General features: G+C 71.2%; 16 protein-coding genes. 14 read left to right on the forward strand and 2 right to left on the reverse strand.

The annotated features are described in order from the left end of the window. Window positions 1-40: 40 nt before the first annotated feature. The 14 genes from AB0I15_RS51715 to AB0I15_RS51780 all read left to right on the forward strand — a co-directional run bounded on the left by AB0I15_RS51715 (window position 41) and on the right by AB0I15_RS51780 (window position 15,671). The gene (locus tag AB0I15_RS51715; protein ID WP_358114085.1) at window positions 41-175 is read left to right on the forward strand and encodes a hypothetical protein; all 135 of its coding nucleotides are present in this window, start codon (window positions 41-43) and stop codon (window positions 173-175) included. Between the two features lie 41 nt (window positions 176-216). Further along, a complete protein-coding gene (locus AB0I15_RS51720; RefSeq protein WP_358114087.1) occupies window positions 217-1,836 on the forward strand; it encodes an ABC transporter substrate-binding protein in 1,620 nt (539 codons plus the stop codon). 3 nt (window positions 1,837-1,839) lie between these two features. Continuing rightward, window positions 1,840-3,465: an ABC transporter substrate-binding protein gene (locus tag AB0I15_RS51725; RefSeq protein WP_358114089.1), complete on the forward strand. Its 1,626-nt coding sequence runs from the start codon at window positions 1,840-1,842 to the stop codon at window positions 3,463-3,465. After that, the gene (locus tag AB0I15_RS51730) at window positions 3,462-4,397 is read left to right on the forward strand and encodes an ABC transporter permease (protein ID WP_358114091.1); all 936 of its coding nucleotides are present in this window, start codon (window positions 3,462-3,464) and stop codon (window positions 4,395-4,397) included. The genes AB0I15_RS51725 and AB0I15_RS51730 overlap by 4 nt, the downstream gene beginning before the upstream one ends. Continuing rightward, window positions 4,394-5,197, forward strand: coding sequence for an ABC transporter permease (locus tag AB0I15_RS51735; protein WP_358114093.1), 804 nt, complete (start codon window positions 4,394-4,396; stop codon window positions 5,195-5,197). The genes AB0I15_RS51730 and AB0I15_RS51735 overlap by 4 nt, the downstream gene beginning before the upstream one ends. Next, window positions 5,194-6,762: an ABC transporter ATP-binding protein gene (locus AB0I15_RS51740; protein ID WP_358114095.1), complete on the forward strand. Its 1,569-nt coding sequence runs from the start codon at window positions 5,194-5,196 to the stop codon at window positions 6,760-6,762. Before AB0I15_RS51735 ends, AB0I15_RS51740 begins: the two co-directional genes overlap by 4 nt. A gap of 1 nt (window position 6,763) precedes the next feature. Then, window positions 6,764-7,942, forward strand: coding sequence for an SfnB family sulfur acquisition oxidoreductase (locus AB0I15_RS51745; RefSeq protein ID WP_358114097.1), 1,179 nt, complete (start codon window positions 6,764-6,766; stop codon window positions 7,940-7,942). After that, a complete protein-coding gene (locus AB0I15_RS51750; protein ID WP_358114099.1) occupies window positions 7,939-9,303 on the forward strand; it encodes an LLM class flavin-dependent oxidoreductase in 1,365 nt (454 codons plus the stop codon). The genes AB0I15_RS51745 and AB0I15_RS51750 overlap by 4 nt, the downstream gene beginning before the upstream one ends. A 62-nt stretch (window positions 9,304-9,365) precedes the next feature. After that, the gene (locus AB0I15_RS51755) at window positions 9,366-10,595 is read left to right on the forward strand and encodes a substrate-binding domain-containing protein (protein ID WP_358114101.1); all 1,230 of its coding nucleotides are present in this window, start codon (window positions 9,366-9,368) and stop codon (window positions 10,593-10,595) included. Between the two features lie 299 nt (window positions 10,596-10,894). Beyond that, the gene (locus tag AB0I15_RS51760; protein WP_358114103.1) at window positions 10,895-11,905 is read left to right on the forward strand and encodes a hydroxyacid dehydrogenase; all 1,011 of its coding nucleotides are present in this window, start codon (window positions 10,895-10,897) and stop codon (window positions 11,903-11,905) included. Between the two features lie 34 nt (window positions 11,906-11,939). Then, entirely contained in the window at window positions 11,940-13,235 is a 1,296-nt protein-coding gene (locus AB0I15_RS51765; protein ID WP_358114105.1) for a sugar ABC transporter substrate-binding protein, read from the forward strand. Between the two features lie 14 nt (window positions 13,236-13,249). Beyond that, window positions 13,250-14,158, forward strand: coding sequence for a sugar ABC transporter permease (locus AB0I15_RS51770; protein ID WP_358114107.1), 909 nt, complete (start codon window positions 13,250-13,252; stop codon window positions 14,156-14,158). Beyond that, window positions 14,155-14,994 (forward strand): carbohydrate ABC transporter permease, encoded by an 840-nt coding sequence (locus AB0I15_RS51775; RefSeq protein ID WP_358114109.1) that lies wholly within the window; start codon window positions 14,155-14,157, stop codon window positions 14,992-14,994. Before AB0I15_RS51770 ends, AB0I15_RS51775 begins: the two co-directional genes overlap by 4 nt. Continuing rightward, window positions 14,991-15,671 carry a hypothetical protein gene (locus AB0I15_RS51780; protein ID WP_358114111.1) on the forward strand — a complete coding sequence of 227 codons (681 nt, stop codon included), beginning with the start codon at window positions 14,991-14,993 and terminating at the stop codon, window positions 15,669-15,671. The genes AB0I15_RS51775 and AB0I15_RS51780 overlap by 4 nt, the downstream gene beginning before the upstream one ends. On the opposite strand, the gene AB0I15_RS51785 is transcribed toward AB0I15_RS51780, so the two are convergent. Together AB0I15_RS51785 and AB0I15_RS51790 are read right to left on the reverse strand one after the other, a co-directional pair. Next, entirely contained in the window at window positions 15,655-17,100 is a 1,446-nt protein-coding gene (locus AB0I15_RS51785; protein ID WP_358114113.1) for a glycoside hydrolase family 43 protein, read from the reverse strand. The genes AB0I15_RS51780 and AB0I15_RS51785 overlap by 17 nt on opposite strands. 13 nt (window positions 17,101-17,113) lie before the next feature. After that, window positions 17,114-18,517, reverse strand: coding sequence for a family 43 glycosylhydrolase (locus tag AB0I15_RS51790; protein ID WP_358114115.1), 1,404 nt, complete (start codon window positions 18,515-18,517; stop codon window positions 17,114-17,116). Between the last annotated feature and the right edge of the window lie 193 nt (window positions 18,518-18,710).

Genomic DNA, 18,710 nt, shown 5'->3' on the forward strand with positions numbered 1-18,710 from the left:
AATGGTTCATTATGACTGACCGGTCAGTCATAATGAGGGCATGCCCAAGAGAATCGATCGGCTGGTGCGCCGGGAGGCGATCCTCGAGGCGGCCGCCCGCGCCTCGGCGTCGTCGGCGATCACGTGGGTCATGTTGTTTCGTCCGTTCTGCGTGTTACGTTATGGTTCACCGTAATCCCTGCAATGCAGGTAGGCAATACCTGTTTAAGGACCCCCATGCTCACCCGCTCGAAACTGCTGCTCGTCACGGCCCTGATCGCGTCACTGTCGGCCGCCTGCGGCTCGGAGCCCGCCGGCGAGACCGCCGCCGCCGGCGGCGCCCCCAAGCCCGGAGGCACGCTCGTGCTCGGCGAGAACGGCGACGAGCCCGCCTGCCTCGACCCCCACCAGCTCTCCACCACCAACACCACGGTCGTCGGCCGGCCGCTCTTCGACTCGTTGTTGTGGCAGGACGCGAAGGGCGAGCTCAAGCCCTGGCTGGCCACCGCGTGGAAGATCTCCGACGACGGCCTGACCTACACCTTCACCCTGCGGGAGGGCGTGACGTTCCACGACGGATCGGCCTGGAACGCCGAGGCGCTCAAGCTCAACCTCGAGCACATGCGCGACCCGGCCACCAAGTCACCGCTGGCCGCCGCCTACATCGCCCCCTACAAGGATGCCGAGGTCGTCGACGACCGCACGCTCGAGGTGCGCCTGAGCTCCCCTTACTCGGCCTTCCTCAACGTGCTCGCGCAGTCGTACCTCGCCATGATCTCGCCCGAGCAGCTCAAGGACGACCCCAAGAGCACGTGCGAGCACCCGATCGGCTCGGGTCCGTTCGTCTTCGGCGCGTGGGTCAAGGGCCAGAGCATCACCTACAAGAAGAACCCCGGCTACGCGTGGGGACCGGGCGGGCGCGACGAGCCGGCGTACCTGGACGGCCTGGAGATCCGCTTCCTGGCCGAGGACGCCACCCGCTACAACGCCCTGCTCTCCGGCGAGGTCGACGTGATCGACAACACCCCGCCGGCCAGCGTCGAGGACGTCAAGGCCAACGCCGACCTCGCCTTCACCAGCATCGACCGGCCCGGTCACCCCTTCTCGGTGTGGCTCAACACCGGCCGCGCCCCCTTCGACGACCAGAAGGTACGCCAGGCGCTCACCCTCGCCGTGGACCGCGAGGCGATCATCGGCAGCGTCTCGTTCGGCCAGTGGAAGACCGCCACCGGCTTCCTGTCCTCCTCCACCCCCGACCACGCTCCGGGCACGATCGCCCACGACCCCGCCAAGGCCGCCACGCTCCTCGACGAGGCCGGATGGACGGCCAGGGACAAGGACGGCATCCGCGTCAAGGACGGCAAGCGCCTGACCGCCACCGCCCTGGACACCGGCGTGAACCCGCAGAACACGCAGATCCTGGTCCAGACGCAGGCCGCCGCCGCCAAGCTGGGCATCGAGATCAAGATCGAGAACGTCACCGCGCAGATCTCCTCGGAGCGCACGGCCAAGGGCGACTTCGACGTCTCGGTCGGCATCTGGACCACCAACACGGCGGACGTGCTGTGGATCCAGTACTCCTCCAAGAACATCACCACCGCCGCGCGGCGCGGCCAGAACACCACCCGGCTCTCCGACGAGCGGCTCGACGAGCTCCTCGAAGAGGCCAGGGGGACCACCGACGCCGCCGAGCGCGCCGCGATCTACGGCGAGGCGCAGTCACGGCTGATCGGCCTCGCGCCCGCCATCCCGCTCTACGACCGGCCCAGCCTCGTCTCCGCCAGGACGACGGTGCACGGGCTGACCTGGGACCACGCCTACGGCGCGGTCACCTTCCACGACACCTGGGTGAGCTGACACATGACCAAGACTCTCGCCATCCTCACCGCCGCCCTGCTGCTCGCCGGCTGCGGGAGCACCGCTGGGGTCACGGCCGGCGGCGCCACCACCCCCAAGCCCGGCGGGACGCTGGTGCTCGGGGAGAACGGCCAGGAGCCGCCCTGCCTCGACCCGCACGGCAACGCCAGCTCCGACGGCCCGGTGACCACGGTCCCGGTGGCCGACTCGCTGGTGTGGTTCGACACCGACGGCACGATCAAGCCGTGGCTGGCGGACTCCTGGAAGATCTCCGACGACGGGCTGACGTACACGTTCAAGCTGCGTCAGGGGGTGAAATTTCATGATGGGGCGGTCTGGAACGCGGAGGCGCTGAAGGTCAACTTCGAGCACATGAAGGACCCGGCGACCAAGTCGCCGCTGGCGGCGGCGTACATCGCGCCCTACGAGGACGCCAAGGTCGTGGACGAGCACACGCTCGAGGTGCGCCTGTCGTCGCCGTACTCGCCGTTCCTCGACATCCTCGCGCAGGGCTACCTCGGCATGATCTCGCCCCGGCAGATCAAGGAGTCGCCGCAGAGCATCTGCGAGCACCCGATCGGCTCCGGTCCCTTCGTCTTCGACAAGTGGACCAAGGGACAGAGCGTCACCTATCACCGCAACCCCGACTACAACTGGGGCCCGAAGAGCGCCAAGCACACCGGTCCCGCGTACCTGGAGAGGCTGGAGATCCGCTTCCTGGCCGAGGACGCCACCCGCTACAACGCGCTGGCCGCCGGCGAGGTGGACGCCATCGACTTCACCCCGCCGCAGAACGTCGAGGACGTCAAGGCCAACCCCGACCTCGGCTTCCTCAGCGCGATCCGGCCGGGGCACCCGATGGCGTTCTGGCTGAACACCTCGCGGGCCCCGTTCGACGACGTCAGGGTACGCCGGGCACTGCTGGCCGCCGTGGACCGCGAATCGATCATCAAGGGCATCTCCTTCGGCCAGTACCAGGTGGCCCAGGGCTTCGTCACCACCTCCACCCCCGGCTACGCCAAGGGCCTGGCGGGCACCATCGCCCACGACCCGGACCAGGCCGGCAAGCTGCTCGACGAGGCCGGCTGGACGGCCAGGGACAAGGACGGCATCCGGCTCAAGGACGGCAAGCGGCTGACCGCGTACTTCCCGATCGCGGCGAACTTCCCCGCCCAGCGCATGCAGATCGCCGTGCAGACCCAGGCCGCCGCCAGGAAGATCGGCCTCGACATCCAGATCCAGACGCCGCCCGAGCAGGAGCTCACCGACCGCTCGACCAGGGGCGACTACGACCTGACCTCAGGGCTGTGGGCCACCAACACGGCCGACGTGCTGTGGATCCAGTACTCCTCCAAGAACATCACCACCGCCGCGCGGCGCGGCCAGAACGTCGCCCGCCTGTCCGACGGCGACCTCGACGACCTCCTGGAGAAGGCACGGCGCTCCACGGACCAGGCCGAGCGGACCGAGCTGTACAACCAGGCGCAGGCCAGGCTGCTCGAACTCGTCCCCGCCATCCCGTTCTACGACGACCCGCGGCCGGTCTCCTACCAGAAGAAGGTCCGCGACCTGGCCTTCACGCCCGCCTACCCGTCGCCGTACTTCTACGACACCTGGCTGGACGAATGAGGACGCTGAGATTCGTCGGATGGCGCCTGCTGGCCGGGATCGGCGTGCTGTGGGGTGCGGCGACGCTGACCTTCCTGGTGCTGCACTTCACCCCGGGCGACCCCGCCGAGGTCATCGTCGGCGGGGAGGGCGCGGCCCCGACCCCCGAGGTGCTCGCCCAGGTCACCGCCGAGTACGGCCTCGACCGCCCCTGGTACGAGCAGTACGCCGCCCACCTGGGCCGGATCGTCACCGGCGACTTCGGCACCTCCTACCGCCTGCACACCCCGGTCACCCGGGCCATCGGCGAGCAGGCCGCCGCCACCGTCGAGCTGGCGCTGACCGCCGCCGTGGCCGGCCTGGTGCTGGCCGTGGCCGTCGCCCTGTTCACCGCCAAGCGGCGGCGCTGGGTGCGCGGCCTGGCCGCCGGGGCCGAGCTGCTGGTGGCCTCCACGCCGACGTTCTGGCTCGGGATCGTGCTGCTGACCGTCTTCTCCTTCGGGCTGCGGCTGTTCCCCGCGACCGGCAGCCACGGCGTCGCCTCGCTGGTGCTGCCCGCCCTCTGCCTGGCCCTGCCGATCGCGGGCGTGCTCGGCCACGTGCTGCGCGAGGCGCTGGAGGAGGTGCTGGACGAGCCGTTCGTCGTCAGCGCCCGCGCCCGCGGGCTGTCCGACACGGCCGTACGGGTCCGGCACGCGCTCCGGCACGCCCTGACCCCGCTCGTCACCATGACCGGCTACTGGGTGGGCGCGCTGCTCGGCGGCGCGGTCATCACCGAGACGCTCTTCACCCGCCAGGGCATCGGCCGCCTGCTGGTCTCCGCGGTCAACGCCAAGGACCTGCCGGTCGTGCTCGGCGTCGTGCTGCTGTCCGCGCTGGTCTACGTCCTGGTCAACCTCGTGGTCGACCTGCTGTACCTGGCCATCGACCCCCGGCTGAAGGAGGCCGCGTGAAGCGCCTCGGCCTCTACCTGGCCGCCGCCGTCCTGACCCTGCTCGTGCTGGCCGCGCTCGCGCCGGGCCTGTTCACCGGCCACGACCCGCTGGCCGTGGACAGCGGGCAGACGCTGCGGCCGCCCAGCGCCGAGCACCTGCTCGGCACCGACGAGAACGGCAGGGACGTGCTGGCCCGCATCGTGCACGGCACGCGCACCTCGCTGCTGCTCGGCTTCGGCGCGATCGCGGTCGCGCTGGTGTTCGGCGGGCTGCTGGGCCTGGCCGCCGGATTGGGCAACCGCGTCGTCGAGAACGTCATCATGCGCCTGTCCGACATCGGGCTGGCCTTCCCCGAGCTGCTGCTGGCCCTGGTCGTCATCACCGTGGCGGGCGGCGGCACGGCCAACGCGATCCTGGCCATCGGCGTGGCCGGCATCCCCTCCTACGCCCGGCTGGTGCGCGCCCAGACGCTGAGCATCCGCCGGTCGAGCTACGTGGAGGCGGCGTACGCGCTCGGCCTGTCCGCGCCGCGCGTCGTGCTGCGGCACGTGCTCCCGAACGCCGTCAAACCGGTGCTCATCCTGGCCACCATCGGCGTCGGCACGGCCCTGGTGGCCGGCTCCGCGTTGAGCTTCCTCGGGCTCGGCACACCGCCGCCGGAGCCCGAATGGGGCTCCATGCTGTCCACCGCCCGCAACTTCATCTCGCGTGCCTGGTGGTACGGCCTCTTCCCGGGCGCGGCGATCACGCTGACGGTGATCAGCGTGACCGTGGTCGGCCGGGCGCTCAGATTGCGATCCGAAGGGAGGACCCCGTGAGCGTGGTCAAGGTCGAGGACCTGCGGGTCCGGTTCGGGGACACGCCGGTCGTGCGCGGGGTCTCCTTCGAGATCGCCGCCGGCGAGTGCCTGGCGCTGGTCGGCGAGTCGGGCTCGGGCAAGAGCGTCACCGCCCGCACCCTGGTCGGTCTCACCGGCGAGGGCGCCCGCGTCGAAGCGGGCGGGCTGGCCTTCGCCGGGCAGGACCTGACGAGGCTGCGCGAGCGCGGCTGGCGGCGCCTGCGCGGCGGCCGCATCGGCTTCGTGCTCCAGGACGCCCTGGTGTCGCTGGACCCGCTGCGCAAGGTCGGCAAGGAGATCGAGGAGGTCCTGGCCGCCCACACCGACCTGCCTGGCCCGGCCCGCCGGGCCCGGGTGCGCGAGCTGCTCGCCTCGGCCGGCGTCCCCGACCCCGAGCTGCGGGCCGGGCAGCTCCCGCACGAGCTGTCCGGCGGGCTGCGCCAGCGGGCGCTGATCGCCGCCGCCGTCGCCGCCGACCCCGAGCTGGTCATCGCCGACGAGCCGACCACCGCCTTGGACGTCACGATCCAGGCCCAGGTGCTGGACCTGCTGGCCGGGATCAAGCACGAGGGCAGGTCGCTGCTGGTCATCAGCCACGACCTCGCCGTGGTGGCCAGGCTGGCCGACCGGGTCGCGGTGATGAAGGACGGCGTGATCGTCGAGCAGGGGCCCACCGCGCGGGTGCTCACCGAGCCCGCGCACGACTACACCAGGCAGTTGCTCCGGGCGATCCCGGCCGAGCACACCAAGGGCACCAGGCTCTCCGACGCCGCCCCGGCCGCGCCGCGGCCCGCTCCCGGCGAGGTCGTGGTGCGGGCCGAGGGGATCGGCACGTCGTTCGGGGGGCGGGCCGCCGTACAGGAGGTGTCGTTCACGCTGCGTCAGGGCGAGACCCTCGGGATCGTCGGTGAGTCGGGCTCCGGCAAGACCACCACGGCCAGGATCGCGCTCGGGCTGACCCCGCCCGACACCGGGACCGTCGAGGTGCACGGACGGCCCTGGACCCGGCGTGACCGGGCCCAGCGCCGGGACGTCCAGGTCGTCTACCAGGATCCGCTCGCCTCCTTCGACCCCCGCTACACCGTGGCCAAGGTGCTCGCCGAGGCCCTGACCGTGGCCGGGGTGCCGCGCGAGCGGCGCCGCGGACGCGCCGTCGAGCTGCTGGAGCTGGTCGGGCTTGGCGCCGAGCACCTGGCGCGGCGCCCGCTGCGGCTGTCCGGCGGGCAGCGGCAGCGGGTCGCCATCGCGCGGGCCCTGGCCCCGGGACCGTCCGTGATCGTGTGCGACGAGCCGGTGTCCGCGCTCGACGTGTCCGTCCAGGCCCAGGTGCTCGACCTGCTGGAGGACGTCCAGCGCGAGACCGGCGTGGCCTACCTGTTCATCTCCCACGACCTGGGCGTGGTGCACCACCTGTGCGACCGGGTCCTGGTGATGAAGGACGGGCACGTGGTCGAGGAGGGCCCGGTCGAGACGGTCTTCAACGAGCCGGCGCACCCGTACACGCGGGAACTGGTGGCGGCCATCCCGAGATTGGCGGCGGCGTGACATGGCACATGTGATCAAGACCGACGAGGAGGCCGTCGCGGTCGCCCGCGAGCTGGCGGCGGGCTTCGCCGAGGGCGCCGCCCGGCGCGACGCCGAGCGCGTCCTGCCGGTCGCCGAGATCGAGGCGCTGTCCGGCAGCGGCCTGCTCGCCATCACCGTCCCGGCCCGGCACGGCGGCGCGGGCGTGCGCACCGCCACCGTCGGCGCCGTCATCAGGGAGCTGTCCGCCGCCGACGGCAGCATCGGCCAGATCCCGCAGAACCACTTCTGGTACGTCGACTCGCTGCGCGAGCACGGCACCCCCGAGCAGCAGGCGTTCTTCTACCGGGAGGTGCTGGCGGGCAGGCGGCTCGGCAACGCCGCCGTGGACGCGCGCGGCCCCGGCGGCGCCCGCGAGCACGCGAAACTGCGTCCCCACGAGGGCGGCCACCTCATCTCCGGCCACAAGGTCTACTCGACGGGCGCGCTGTTCGCGCACTGGATCCCGGTGACCGCCACCGACGGCGACTCCTACAGCGTGGCGTTCGTGCCCCGTGACGCGCCCGGCCTGACCGTGGTGGACGACTGGGACGGCTTCGGCCAGCGCACGACCGCCAGCGGCACGGTGCTGCTGGACGACGTGTTCGTGCCCGCCGATCACGTCATGCCGGTGCGCCGCGACGACGTCAGCACGTTCAGGAGCTTCGGGCTGCTCATCCACGCCGCCATCGACACCGGCATCGCCGAGGGCGCGCTCGCCGACGCAGCCGCGTTCCTGCGCGGTTACGTCAAGGGCGGCTGGCCCGGCAGCCAGGCCGAGAAGGTCGTCGAGGACCCGGTCGTCGTGCAGACGTTCGGCGAGCTGGCCGTGCTGACCCGGGCGGCCAGGGCCCTGCTGGAGAGCGCGGGCGACGCCGTGGACCGGGCCCGCGCCGCCGCGCCGGAGGACTTCGAGCGCCTGGCCGGGGAGGCGGCCGTCGCGATGGCCGCCGCCCGAGCACAGGCCGACCGGGCCGCCAACCGGGTGACCGGCGAGTGGTTCGAGCTGGCCGGGGCCGGCGCCACGCGCAGCGGGCTCAACCTGGACCGGCACTGGCGCAACGCCCGCACCCACACCGTCCACGACCCGCGGCGGGCCAAGGTGCACGACGTCGGCAACTACCACCTCAACGGCATCGCCCCCAGGAGTTTCCCCCGATGAGCGGCATCATCCATTTCAACCTCTTCGAGATGAACTGCGTCGGCCACATCCAGCACGGCCTGTGGACCCATCCAGCCAACAACCGCCACCGCTACACCGACCTGGAGTACTGGACGGACCTGGCCAGGCTGCTGGAACGCGGGCTGTTCGACGCCGTCTTCCTGGCCGACGTCGTCGGGGCCTACGACCGCTACCGCGGCGGCCCCGAGACCGCCGTCCGCGAGGCCGTGCAGATCCCCGCCAACGACCCGCTGCTGGTGGTGCCCGCGATGGCGGCCGTGACCCGGCACCTGGGGTTCGCCGTGACGTTCTCCACCACGTACGAGCCGCCGTTCGCGCACGCCCGCCGCATGTCCACCCTCGACCACCTCACCAAGGGCCGCGTGGCCTGGAACGTCGTCACCTCCTACCTGCGCAGCGCGGCCCGCAACTTCGGCCTGGACGACGAGATCGAGCACGACCTGCGCTACGAGATCGCCGAGGAGTACCTGGAGGTCCTGTACAAGCTGTGGGAGGGGAGCTGGGAGGACGGCGCCGTGGTGCGCGACCGGGACCGCCGCGTCTACACCGACCCCGCCAAGGTCCACCCCATCGACCACGTCGGCAAGCACTTCAGGGTCGCCGGGCCGCACCTGTCGGAGCCGTCGCCGCAGCGCACCCCCGTGCTCTACCAGGCGGGCAACTCCGAGCGCGGCAAGGAGTTCGCGGCCAGGCACGCCGAGGCGGTCTTCACCGGCGCCCCCACCCTGGAGGCGCTGCGCGACGACATCGCCGACACCCGCCGCCGGGCCGCCGCGTACGGCCGCGACCCCCGCCACATCACGTTCTTCCCCAGCGCGTCCGTCATCGTCGCCCCCACCCGGCGGGAGGTGGACGCCAAGGTCGCCGACCTGCAGCGCCACATCAGGCCGGAGGGCTTCCTGGCGCAGCGGGGCAGCGGCATCGACCTGGCCGCCTACGACCCGGACGAGCTGATCGACGACATCGTGGCCCGCGGCGGCGACTTCACCGAGCGGGCCGTACGCCCGCTGACAGGCCGCGGCCTGCGGGTGCGCGACGTGCTCGACTCCGTGGGCCGGATCGGCCAGGGCGGCCCGTTCTTCGTCGCCGGCACCCCCGGGCACGTGGCCGACGAGATCGAGCGCTGGGCCGACGAGACCGGCGCGACGGGCTTCAACCTCATGCAGTACCTGTCGCCGGGCACCGCCGAGGACTTCATCGAACTCGTCGTGCCCGAACTGCAGCGACGGGGCCGCTACCGCACCGCCTACGACGACGCGACCCTGCGCGAACGCCTCCTCGGCCCCGGCCTGCACCGCCTGCCCCCCACCCACCCGGGCGCCGCCCACCGCCACCCGTGAGTTGCTGGTTAATTCACCTTTGATCAGATTCGATCGGTACTATGGCCGCGGCGAGGAGGAGCATGACCAACGTGGCCATCGGCGCATCACCCGCCGAAGACGATCAAGCCGGAGGCGTGCCCATGTCGAGCCAGGACGCGCAGGGGCAGTTGCCGGACGAGCGCCGCACACGGCTGCTGGAGCTGCTGCGGCGGCGCGGCATCATGCGGGTGCACGATCTGGCCGCCGAGCTGGCGGTGTCGGCGATCACGATCCGGCGCGACATCGGCCTGCTCGCCGAGGAGGGCGCCGTGCGCCGGGTCCGCGGCGGCGCCGCGCTCGCGGAGCGGCCGGCCCGCGACCGGCCCGCATGGGAGACGGCCCGAGAGGCGGCGCGGGAGGTCGTGCCGTCCGCCGGGACGGGCGACGAGCACGAGCCGACCGCCGGCATGACGGCCGGCATGACGGCTGGCATGGTCGTGGGCATGGTCGTGCCGTCGCTGGACTACTACTACCCCGATGTCATCCGCGGCGTGCGCGAGGCGGCCGGGGCGGTGGGGGTGCGGGTGGTGCTGCGCGGGGCCACCTACCAGGTGGCCGACGAGCGCCGCCAGCTCGCCTCGCTGGTGGACTCGGTGGGCGTCGACGGGCTGCTGGTCGCGCCCACGACGGAGAGCGACGAGGGCGAGGAGCTGGTCCGCTGGCTGCAGACGGCCGGGGTGCCGGTGGTGCTGATCGAGCGGGCGGCGGTGGTGGGGCCCTACCGCGAGGCGATGGAGTCCGTCGTGAGCGATCACGCCCTGGGCGCGGCGATGGCCGTGCGGCACCTGGCGGTGCTGGGGCATCGGCGGGTCGGGCTGATCACCACGATCAGCAGCCCGACGGCGCCGCACGTGCGGGCCGGCTGGCGGCTGGCCTGTGAGGAGCTGGGCCTGGAGACGGAGGGCACGCCGCAGGCCCGGACGGTCGACCGGCGTGACCCGGGCTGGGCGCCGGCCATGGACGAGGTGCTCGACGCGTGCCTGGCGACGGGCACGCGGGCCCTGCTCGTGCACTCCGATCCGGAGGCGATCTCGCTGGTGGAGCGGTGCCAGGATCGCGGCATCCGCGTTCCCGCGGACCTGGCCGTGGTCACCTACGACGACGAGGTGGCCGAGCTGTGCGACCCGCCGCTGACCGCGATCCGCCCGCCCAAGGCCGACATCGGCCGGGCCGCGTTCGCCCTGCTGATCGAGCGCCTGCGCGACCCCGGGCGACCGGCGCACCGGGTCGTGGTCGGCCCGCAGCTCATCGTGCGCGGCTCGTCGTCCTGATCGCGCGGCCCGCGCGTTCCGGGCGCGCCATGTTCACGTGACCATGCCGGTGATGGTTCCAGCGGCATCCATGCGCGTCAAGGCGTGCCACCCCTTTCGTTGAGCAGTCGTGATCTAAGTCGAACATTGCTGATCAGTCTGATCCGATTGCCTCTTGACGAGCTCACTCCGATCGCGCTTAACTCCGACCCAACGTCAGCCGATCACAGATGAGCGAACCTGATCGTGCGTTGACCGAAACAGGAAGGCCGCCCCCTGTCGTGGGACGGCACGGAACCGCACCCCCAAGGAGTACGAGGTTGACCACCAGATCCCGGGCCCTGCTGGTCATGGACCCGGACACGTTCGGCGTGCAGTTCGGGCAGCGGCAGCTCCGCCGGTTGAGCGCTCTCGTCGAGCTTCCCGACCCGATCTGGACCCCCGACCTCGACACCCCGGCCGCGCGGCGGCGGCTGCGTGAGAGCGACCTGCTGGTCACGTCGTGGGGCTGCCCGCCGCTGACCGCCGAGCGGCTGGCCGACGCGCCGCGGCTGCGGGCGATCTTCCACTGCGCGGGCACCGTGCGCCCGTTCGTCACCGACGAGGTCTGGCGCCGGGGCATCCTCGTGACCAGCGCCGCCGACGCCAACGCGATCCCGGTCGCCGAGTTCACGCTCGCCGCGATCATCTTCGCCGGGAAGAAGGCGCCGTTCCTGGCCCAGGACGCCCGCACGCACCGCGACGACTGGTCGTACGTGACCGGCCGCGGCGAGCTGTCCAACCGGGGCCGCACCGTGGGGGTCGTCGGCTTCTCGCGCGTGGGGCGCCGGGTCGTGGAGCGGCTGCGCGACCTGGAGATGGACGTCCTGGTCGCCGACCCGTACGCGGCCGGGGAGGAGGTGGCCACGGCGGGCGGCCGGCTGGTCGCGCTGCCCGAGCTGCTCAGGAGCTGCGACGTGCTCACCCTGCACGTCCCCTCGCTCCCCGCCACCCGCCACCTCATCGGCGCCGCCGAACTGGCCCTGCTGCGCGACGGCACGACCGTCGTCAACACCGCGCGCGGCGCCGTGCTGGACACCGCCGCCATCGAGCGCGAGTGCGCCTCCGGGCGTCTCGACGCCATCCTCGACGTCACCGACCCCGAGCCCCTCCCGGCCCACTCGGTGCTGTACGAGCTGCCCAACGTCATGATCACCCCCCACATCGCCGGCTCTCTCGGCAACGAGACCCGGCGGATGAGCGAAAGCGCTCTCGACGAACTCGAACGCCACCTGTCGGGAAGGCCGCTCCGCACGGCCGTCACCCCGGACGAGTTCGCGGTCAGCGCCTGAGAAACCCCCGTGTGACGGAGAGGAGACCGGATCAATGATCACGTCAGGAAAGACCGGGGCACGGCGGCGGGCGGTGAGGGGCCTGGGCCTCGTGACCGCGCTCTCGCTCACCATCGCGGCCTGCGGCTCGGGCGACCCCGAACCGGCCGACCCCAACGGAAAGATCACCCTGAGCGTCACGGTCTGGAACCTGGCGAAGACGCCCGAGTTCAAGGCGCTCTTCGACGCCTTCCAGCAGGCCAACCCGAACATCACCGTCAAGCCGGTGGACATCCTGGCCGACGACTATCCCGACAAGGTCACCACGATGCTCGCGGGCGGCGACAAGACCGACGTGATCACGATGAAGAACGTCACGGACTACTCGCGCTACTCCAGCCGCGGCCAGCTCCTCGACATCTCCGACACGGTCAGGTCGGTCGACACCGCGGGGCTCGCCGGCCTGGACGCCTTCAAGGTCGGCGGCTCCTATTTCGCGCTGCCGTACCGGCAGGACTTCTGGCTGCTCTACTACAACAAGACGCTGCTCGACAAGGCGGGCGTCAAGCTCCCCGACCCGCTGACCTGGGACGAGTACGCCAAGCTCGCCAAACAGCTCACCTCGGGCGACGGGGGCGCGAAGATCCACGGGGCCTACCACCACACCTGGCGGTCGGTGGTGCAGGCCATCTCCGCGGCGCAGACCGGCGGCGACCAGCTCGGCGGCGACTACACCTTCTTCACCGAGCAGTACAACGTGGCCAAGGGCCTCCAGGACGCCGGCGCCGTCCTCGACTTCGGCACCGCCAAGGCCCAGCAGGCCGACTACCGCAGCATGTTCGAAAGCGGCAAGACCGCCATGATGCCGATGGGCACCTGGTACATCTCGGGCATCCTGGAGGCGAGGAAGAAGGGCGCCACCGACGTCGAATGGGCGCTGGCCCCCATGCCGCAGCGCCCCGGCGCGACCGGGACGACGACGTTCGGCTCGCCGACCGCGTTCGCCGTCAACAAGAAGGCCCAGCACGCCGACGCGGCGAAGAAGTTCGTCGAGTTCGCCGCGAGCAAGGCGGGCGCCGAGGCGATCACCAAGGTCGGCGTGGTGCCGGCGCTGCAGAGCCCGGAGATCACGAAGGCCTACTTCGCCCTCGAGGGCATGCCGGCCGACGAGCTGTCCAAGAAGGCCTTCGAACCCGAGAAGGTCAACCTGGAGATGCCGGTCAGCGACAAGACCTCCGACATCGACACGATCCTCAACGAGGAGCACGAGCTGATCATGGTCGGGGACAAGTCCGTGGCAGACGGTATCCGCTCGATGAACGAGCGCGTGAAGAACGAAGTGCTCAACTAGGCATGACTCCTGCCATGACGCAACCGACGCCGGCCGCCCCGCCCCGCCGCGGACGCGGCCGGCACCACATCCTTGTCGGGTGGAGCTTCATCCTCCCGAACTTCGTCGGCTTCGCCCTGTTCACGCTCGTGCCGATGCTGGCCGCGTTCGCGCTGGCCTTCCTCGAATGGGACTCCTACGGCAGCCCGGAATGGGCCGGCCTGGACAACTTCACCCGGCTGCTCGGCGACGAGAACTTCCACGTCGCGCTCCGCAACACACTCTTCTACGCGGCGGGCCACATCCCGCTGACGCTCGTCGCCGCGCTCGGCCTGGCCCTCGTGCTCAACCGGAAGATCCGCGGCGTGCAGTTCTTCCGCACGGCGGCGTTCTTCCCCTACATCACCTCGCTCGTCGCCGTCGCGGTCGTGTGGAACATGCTGTTCAACCCGACGGCGGGACCCGTCAACCAGGTCCTCGAGGCGCTCGGCCTGACCGACCCGCCCCGGTGGGTGGCCAGCACGGACTGGGCCATGCCCGCGGTGATCGTCACCAGCGTGTGGCGCGACATGGGCTACTACATGGTGCTCTACCTGGCGGGACTGCAGACGATCCCGCGCGAGTACTACGAGGCGGCCAGGGTCGACGGCGCCTCGGCCTGGCAGCGGTTCTGGAGCGTCACGCTGCCGTGCCTGCGGCCCACGACGTTCTTCGTCCTGGTCATGCTGACGATCCAGAGCTTCAAGGTCCTGGACCTGATCCTCGTCATGACCGACGGCGGGCCGGGACGCAGCACGCTGGTGCTGGCCCAGCTCATCTTCCGCGAGGGCATCAGGGAGGGCCAGTTCGGCTACTCCTCGGCCATCGCCCTGGTGCTGTTCGTCATCGTGCTGACGGTGACCGTCGTCCAGTTCCGCATCAACGAGCGCAGGAGCGCCACATGACCGCGCCGCCCCGGAGCCGGAGCCTGGCCCGCAGCGTGCTCGCCTACACCGGGCTGATCGTGGTGACGGCGCTGGTGCTGGTGCCGTTCGCGTGGATGGTGTCCTCGTCGCTGAAACAGGACAACGAGGTCTTCGCGGTGCCGATCCAGTGGATCCCGGACGAACTGCGCTGGTCGAACTTCGCCGAGATCTGGGAACGCATCCCGCTGCTCACCTACCTGGGCAACTCGGCGTTCCTGTCCGTCACGGTCACCTGCCTGCAGGTGCTGACCGGCAGCTTCGCCGCCTACGGCTTCTCCAAGGTGCGCTTCCCCGGCAGGGACGCGCTGTTCCTCGCCTACATCGGGACGATCGCGGTGCCGTGGCAGGCGTACATGGTGCCGCAGTACATCATGATGCAGAAGGCCGAGCTGACGGACACGTACTGGTCGATCATCCTGCTGCAGGCGTTCGGCGCGTTCGGCGTGTTCCTCATGCGCCAGTACTACATGTCGATCCCCGACGACCTGTGCGAGGCCGCGCGGATCGACGGGCTCAGCGAGTACGGCATCTACCGGCGCATCATGCTGCCGCTGTCCAAGCCGGCGCTGGCGAGCCTGGCCCTGCTCACCTTCGTCAACACCTGGAACGACTACATGGGACCGTTCATCTACCTGACGAGCAACGAGCTGTGGACCGTCCAGCTCGGCCTGCGCTCGTTCGTCGGCCAGTACGATGCCGAATACGCGATGATCATGACCGGCGCCGTGCTGTCGGTGCTGCCCATCCTGGTCATCTTCCTGTTCGGGCAGCGCTACTTCATCCAGGGCATCGCGACGAGCGGACTCAAGGGATGAGCGGCCACGGGGAGGGCGGGGCCGTCCGCCGGCTGCTGCGCCCGGCCCGCCAGGAGACCTACGAGCAGGTGTTCGCCACCGTCTACGTCGCACTGATGACGAACGTCCTGCTCGCCATCGCCTGCGCCCCGCTCCTGGCGGCGCTGGCGATCGTACGGGACCCGCTGGCGTCCTGGCCGTTCTTCGCGGTGCTGTCCCTGCCGTGCGGGCCGGCGCTGGCGGGGGCGTTCGGCTGCTTCGAGGCACTGAACCGCGGCTCCACGAGCGTGCTGCGCGCGTTCTGGGGCGCCTATCGGCGGGCCGCCCCGCGCGCCCTGGCCGTCTGGGCGGCGGGCGCGGCGGTCGTGAGCGTGCTGGCGGTGGACGCGGTGACCGTCGCCCGGACGGCGTGGGGGCCGGCGCTCGTGCCGTTCTTCTGCACGGCGGCGGCGCTGGTCATGTCGCTGACGTTCGCCCTCCTGACCTCGATCGACGAGCGGCCGCGAACGCCGGCCGTCCTCTTCCTGGTGGCCCGTCGCTGGTACCTGTCCGCGGCCGTCCTCGTCGTGCTCGGCTTGGTCGTGGCCGTCATCCTGGTCAAGCCCGTGCTCGGCCTGCTCGTCCTGGCCTCGCCCCTGCTGTACGCGGCCTGGGCCACCACCCGGTTCGTCGTCGCACCGGCTACGACGTCACCCTGAACGTGGCGTCGGCCCGGCCCTGCGTGTCGGTGATCGGGTCGAGCCGGAGCAGGTAACCGGAGTGCCGGATGTGGCGGTCGGGATGGCTGTAGGACTGGAACGACGTCCACGACGAGCCGGCCAGCCCCGCGACCTGGCGGAACGTGGCGTCGCCGGCGAACGTCGCGGTGCCGTCGTCGGGCGCCAGCACGAAGTCGAAGCCGTAGTGCCGCAGGTAGTAGCCCGGGAAGTTCACCGACGCGAACGACACGTGGCCGGACGCGCTCGCCAGGCCGGGCACCAGCCGGAACTGGGCGTCCTGGGCCGGGCTGACGTTCGCGTCGATGCGCACGTCGAGGTTCACGTGGCGGACGTAGCGGTCCTGGAAGTTGTAGGACTGGATGCGGTTGACCGGCACCGTGCCGCCCCAGCGGCCGAGCACGCGGCCCTCCTCGGCGGCGGTCAGGTTGAGGATGGAGCCGTGGCGCTTGCGGCTGGCGCCCATGCCGTAGTCGGAGCGCGTACGGAAGTTCTGCGTGCTGCCCAGGTTGGCCGAGGTGATCGGCATGTAACCGCGGCCGGTGGCGAACTGGTCCAGCCACAGCGCCCACTCGTCGCGGTCGTTGAACCGGGCCCACATCGGGCCCTCCACGACGTTGCCGCCGCCCGTGCCGTTGGAGATGCCCATGTGCGACAGGTTCCCGAGCGTCGTCCAGGAGCCGAGGATCGCGTTGGCGGCCTCGATCGTGATGTGGCCGTCGGCCGAGGCCCGGTAGTAGCGGTAGCCGCCGACGCCGGTGGGCACGTCGATGATCTGCGTGTCGATGAGGCCTTGGCCGCCGCCGCGTTCGATGTAGAGCTGGGGCGCGGTGAAGGTGCGGAAGTCGCTCGTGCGGACGTACCAGATGCGGTGTTTCGTCACGCCGTTGCGGGGCGAGTTCGTCGCCCAGTACAGCACGTAGTCGCCGGTCGCGGGGTTGTGGATGGCCTCGGGGGCCCAGGCGTTGCCGGCGCCGGAGATGCCGCCGGCGACGTTGATCAGCCACGGGGCCGACCAGGTGACCAGGTCGCGCGACTCCCAGACGACGAGCGAGGTGCTGCCCCGGTTCGCGGCGTCGCCCCACGACGTGCCGCCGGCGATGCGCAGGTCCGTCGCGACGATCCAGTACCGGTCGCCGGCGGGGGAGCGGACGAGGGCGGGGTCGCGTACGCCGCGCGTGCCGACCGTGGAGCGCAGGACGAGCTGGCCGTTGTTCAGGTCGGTCCAGCGCAGCCCGTCGTCGCTGTGGGCGAGGTAGATCTGCTCGCCGTTCGCCGACTCCCCGGTGAAGTGCGCCATCAGGTATCCGGTGAACGGCTCGAGGGCGGCCGCCCGCTGCGGGGTGAGGGAGGTGAACAGCAGGCAGGCGGTGGCGAGCACCGCGCCCATCCGGGACCAGGCTCTCGACATGCGCGTCTCCTTCTCAGAGGGTGGGCACGACCGGGCGGATGGTGCCGTCCGCGTTGAACTCCATCCGGTCGATGGTGGTCTCCCGGTTGGTGCCGTCGCCGGCCGGGACGGCGAAGCGGTGGTAGGCGATGTGCCAGACGTCCGTGCCGGGCGCCCGGACCACGGAGTGGTGGCCGGTGCCCTTGACGCCCGCCTCGAGCCGCTTGCGCAGCACGACGCCGCGCGGCGTCCACGGGCCGAGCGGGCCGGCACCGGTGGCGTAGGCGACCCGGTAGTCCTCGCTGCGGGTGTCGTTCTCGGACCACATGAAGTAGTACGTGCCGTCGCGCTTGAACACGAACGGCGCCTCGTTGTAGCCGGCCGGCGTGATGACGCGGACCTGCGCCGGATCGTAGGACACCATGTCGGCGTTCAGCCGTACGACGCGGGCCACGCCCTGACCCCAGTAGAGGTAGGACCGCCCGTCGTCGTCGGTGAACACCATCGGGTCGATCGCCTGGCCGCCGGCGACCCGGCCCCCGGCGACCAGCGGCCGGCCGAGGGCGTCGCGGAAGGGGCCGGTGGGGGAGGCGGCCACCGCCACGCCGAGCTGCTTCGTGGTGTCGCCGGTGGCCCGGCCGCCGCTGAAGTAGAGGTAGTAGCGGCCGTCGCGGGTGGCGACCGCCGGGGCCCAGGCCGAGTCGTCCGCCCACGACACGTCCGGCCCGTGGTCGAGGATGACGCCGTGGTCGGTCCAGTTCACCAGGTCGGCCGAGGAGAAGGCCTTGTAGTAGGTGCCGCGCCAGCCCGCGTACCCGTCGGTCGTGGGGTACAGGTAGTAGCGGCCGTCGAAGGCGGCGAGGTGCGGGTCCGCGAACAGTCCGGGGATGACCGGCCCCTTGGCCGTCCTGGGCGCCCACGGCGCGGTGATCCGGAACGAGCTGCCGGCGCTGCGCTGGTCGGGGTCCAGCCACAGCGCGAAGTCGCGGTGCCGGACGCGGCGCTCCGGGTAGTTGTACGAGGCGAACGAGAGCGACCCGGCGGCTGAGCCGTCCGTGGCGCAGAACGTGGCGTCGGCCCGGAAGGCGGCGTCACCGGTGTTGACGTCGGTCCGCAGCCGCCAGTCCCGGTGCCGCAGGAACCGGCCGTCCCTGGCCTGGAACGACACGCAGTGCGGTGCGGCCAGGCCGTTCACGATCGTGAAGGTGGCGTCCAGTTTGGTCTGCGTCGTGGCGGCCGAGGTCACCGGGTCGAGCCGGCCGAGGAAATCGGCATGCCGCACGTAGCGGCCCGGATGGTCGACCGACTCCAGTGAGTGGGCGCCGGTCGGCGGCGCGGCGGCGTACGCGGGGGGCGGTGGGGTGCCGGTGTGGCTGCCGCTGTGGCTGCCGCTGTGGATGACCAGGAGCGCCAGCGCGGCCGCCATCCGCAACATCATGGAGACCTTCTTCCGGAAGGAATGGCTGTTAGCGTTAACATTTCAGGGCGGAGACATGTCGTTCACGACGGCGTGATGGAGCCCACAGAATAGCGCCGCTGCCGCCTGACAAACAGGTATTGACATCTTTGCTTAGAGTGTTGACACTCTGCGGAAACGTGCCGGAAATAGCTGGGCGATCGAATGTTAGCGC

It is taken from the genome of Nonomuraea sp. NPDC050643, from assembly GCF_040654715.1.
Lineage (GTDB): Bacteria > Actinomycetota > Actinomycetes > Streptosporangiales > Streptosporangiaceae > Nonomuraea.

What these genes read in the sequence shown, in the direction of transcription:
- AB0I15_RS51770 (WP_358114107.1), top strand. Translation starts at nt 13,250, where the DNA reads ATGACGCAACCGACGCCGGCCGCCCCGCCCCGCCGCGGACGCGGCCGG.
- AB0I15_RS51750 (WP_358114099.1), top strand. Translation starts at nt 7,939, where the DNA reads ATGAGCGGCATCATCCATTTCAACCTCTTCGAGATGAACTGCGTCGGC.
- AB0I15_RS51745 (WP_358114097.1), top strand. Translation starts at nt 6,764, where the DNA reads ATGGCACATGTGATCAAGACCGACGAGGAGGCCGTCGCGGTCGCCCGC.
- AB0I15_RS51730 (WP_358114091.1), top strand. Translation starts at nt 3,462, where the DNA reads ATGAGGACGCTGAGATTCGTCGGATGGCGCCTGCTGGCCGGGATCGGC.
- AB0I15_RS51785 (WP_358114113.1), bottom strand. Translation starts at nt 17,100, where the DNA reads ATGTCGAGAGCCTGGTCCCGGATGGGCGCGGTGCTCGCCACCGCCTGC.
- AB0I15_RS51765 (WP_358114105.1), top strand. Translation starts at nt 11,940, where the DNA reads ATGATCACGTCAGGAAAGACCGGGGCACGGCGGCGGGCGGTGAGGGGC.
- AB0I15_RS51775 (WP_358114109.1), top strand. Translation starts at nt 14,155, where the DNA reads ATGACCGCGCCGCCCCGGAGCCGGAGCCTGGCCCGCAGCGTGCTCGCC.
- AB0I15_RS51780 (WP_358114111.1), top strand. Translation starts at nt 14,991, where the DNA reads ATGAGCGGCCACGGGGAGGGCGGGGCCGTCCGCCGGCTGCTGCGCCCG.
- AB0I15_RS51715 (WP_358114085.1), top strand. Translation starts at nt 41, where the DNA reads ATGCCCAAGAGAATCGATCGGCTGGTGCGCCGGGAGGCGATCCTCGAG.
- AB0I15_RS51720 (WP_358114087.1), top strand. Translation starts at nt 217, where the DNA reads ATGCTCACCCGCTCGAAACTGCTGCTCGTCACGGCCCTGATCGCGTCA.
- AB0I15_RS51790 (WP_358114115.1), bottom strand. Translation starts at nt 18,517, where the DNA reads ATGATGTTGCGGATGGCGGCCGCGCTGGCGCTCCTGGTCATCCACAGC.
- AB0I15_RS51755 (WP_358114101.1), top strand. Translation starts at nt 9,366, where the DNA reads ATGACCAACGTGGCCATCGGCGCATCACCCGCCGAAGACGATCAAGCC.
- AB0I15_RS51725 (WP_358114089.1), top strand. Translation starts at nt 1,840, where the DNA reads ATGACCAAGACTCTCGCCATCCTCACCGCCGCCCTGCTGCTCGCCGGC.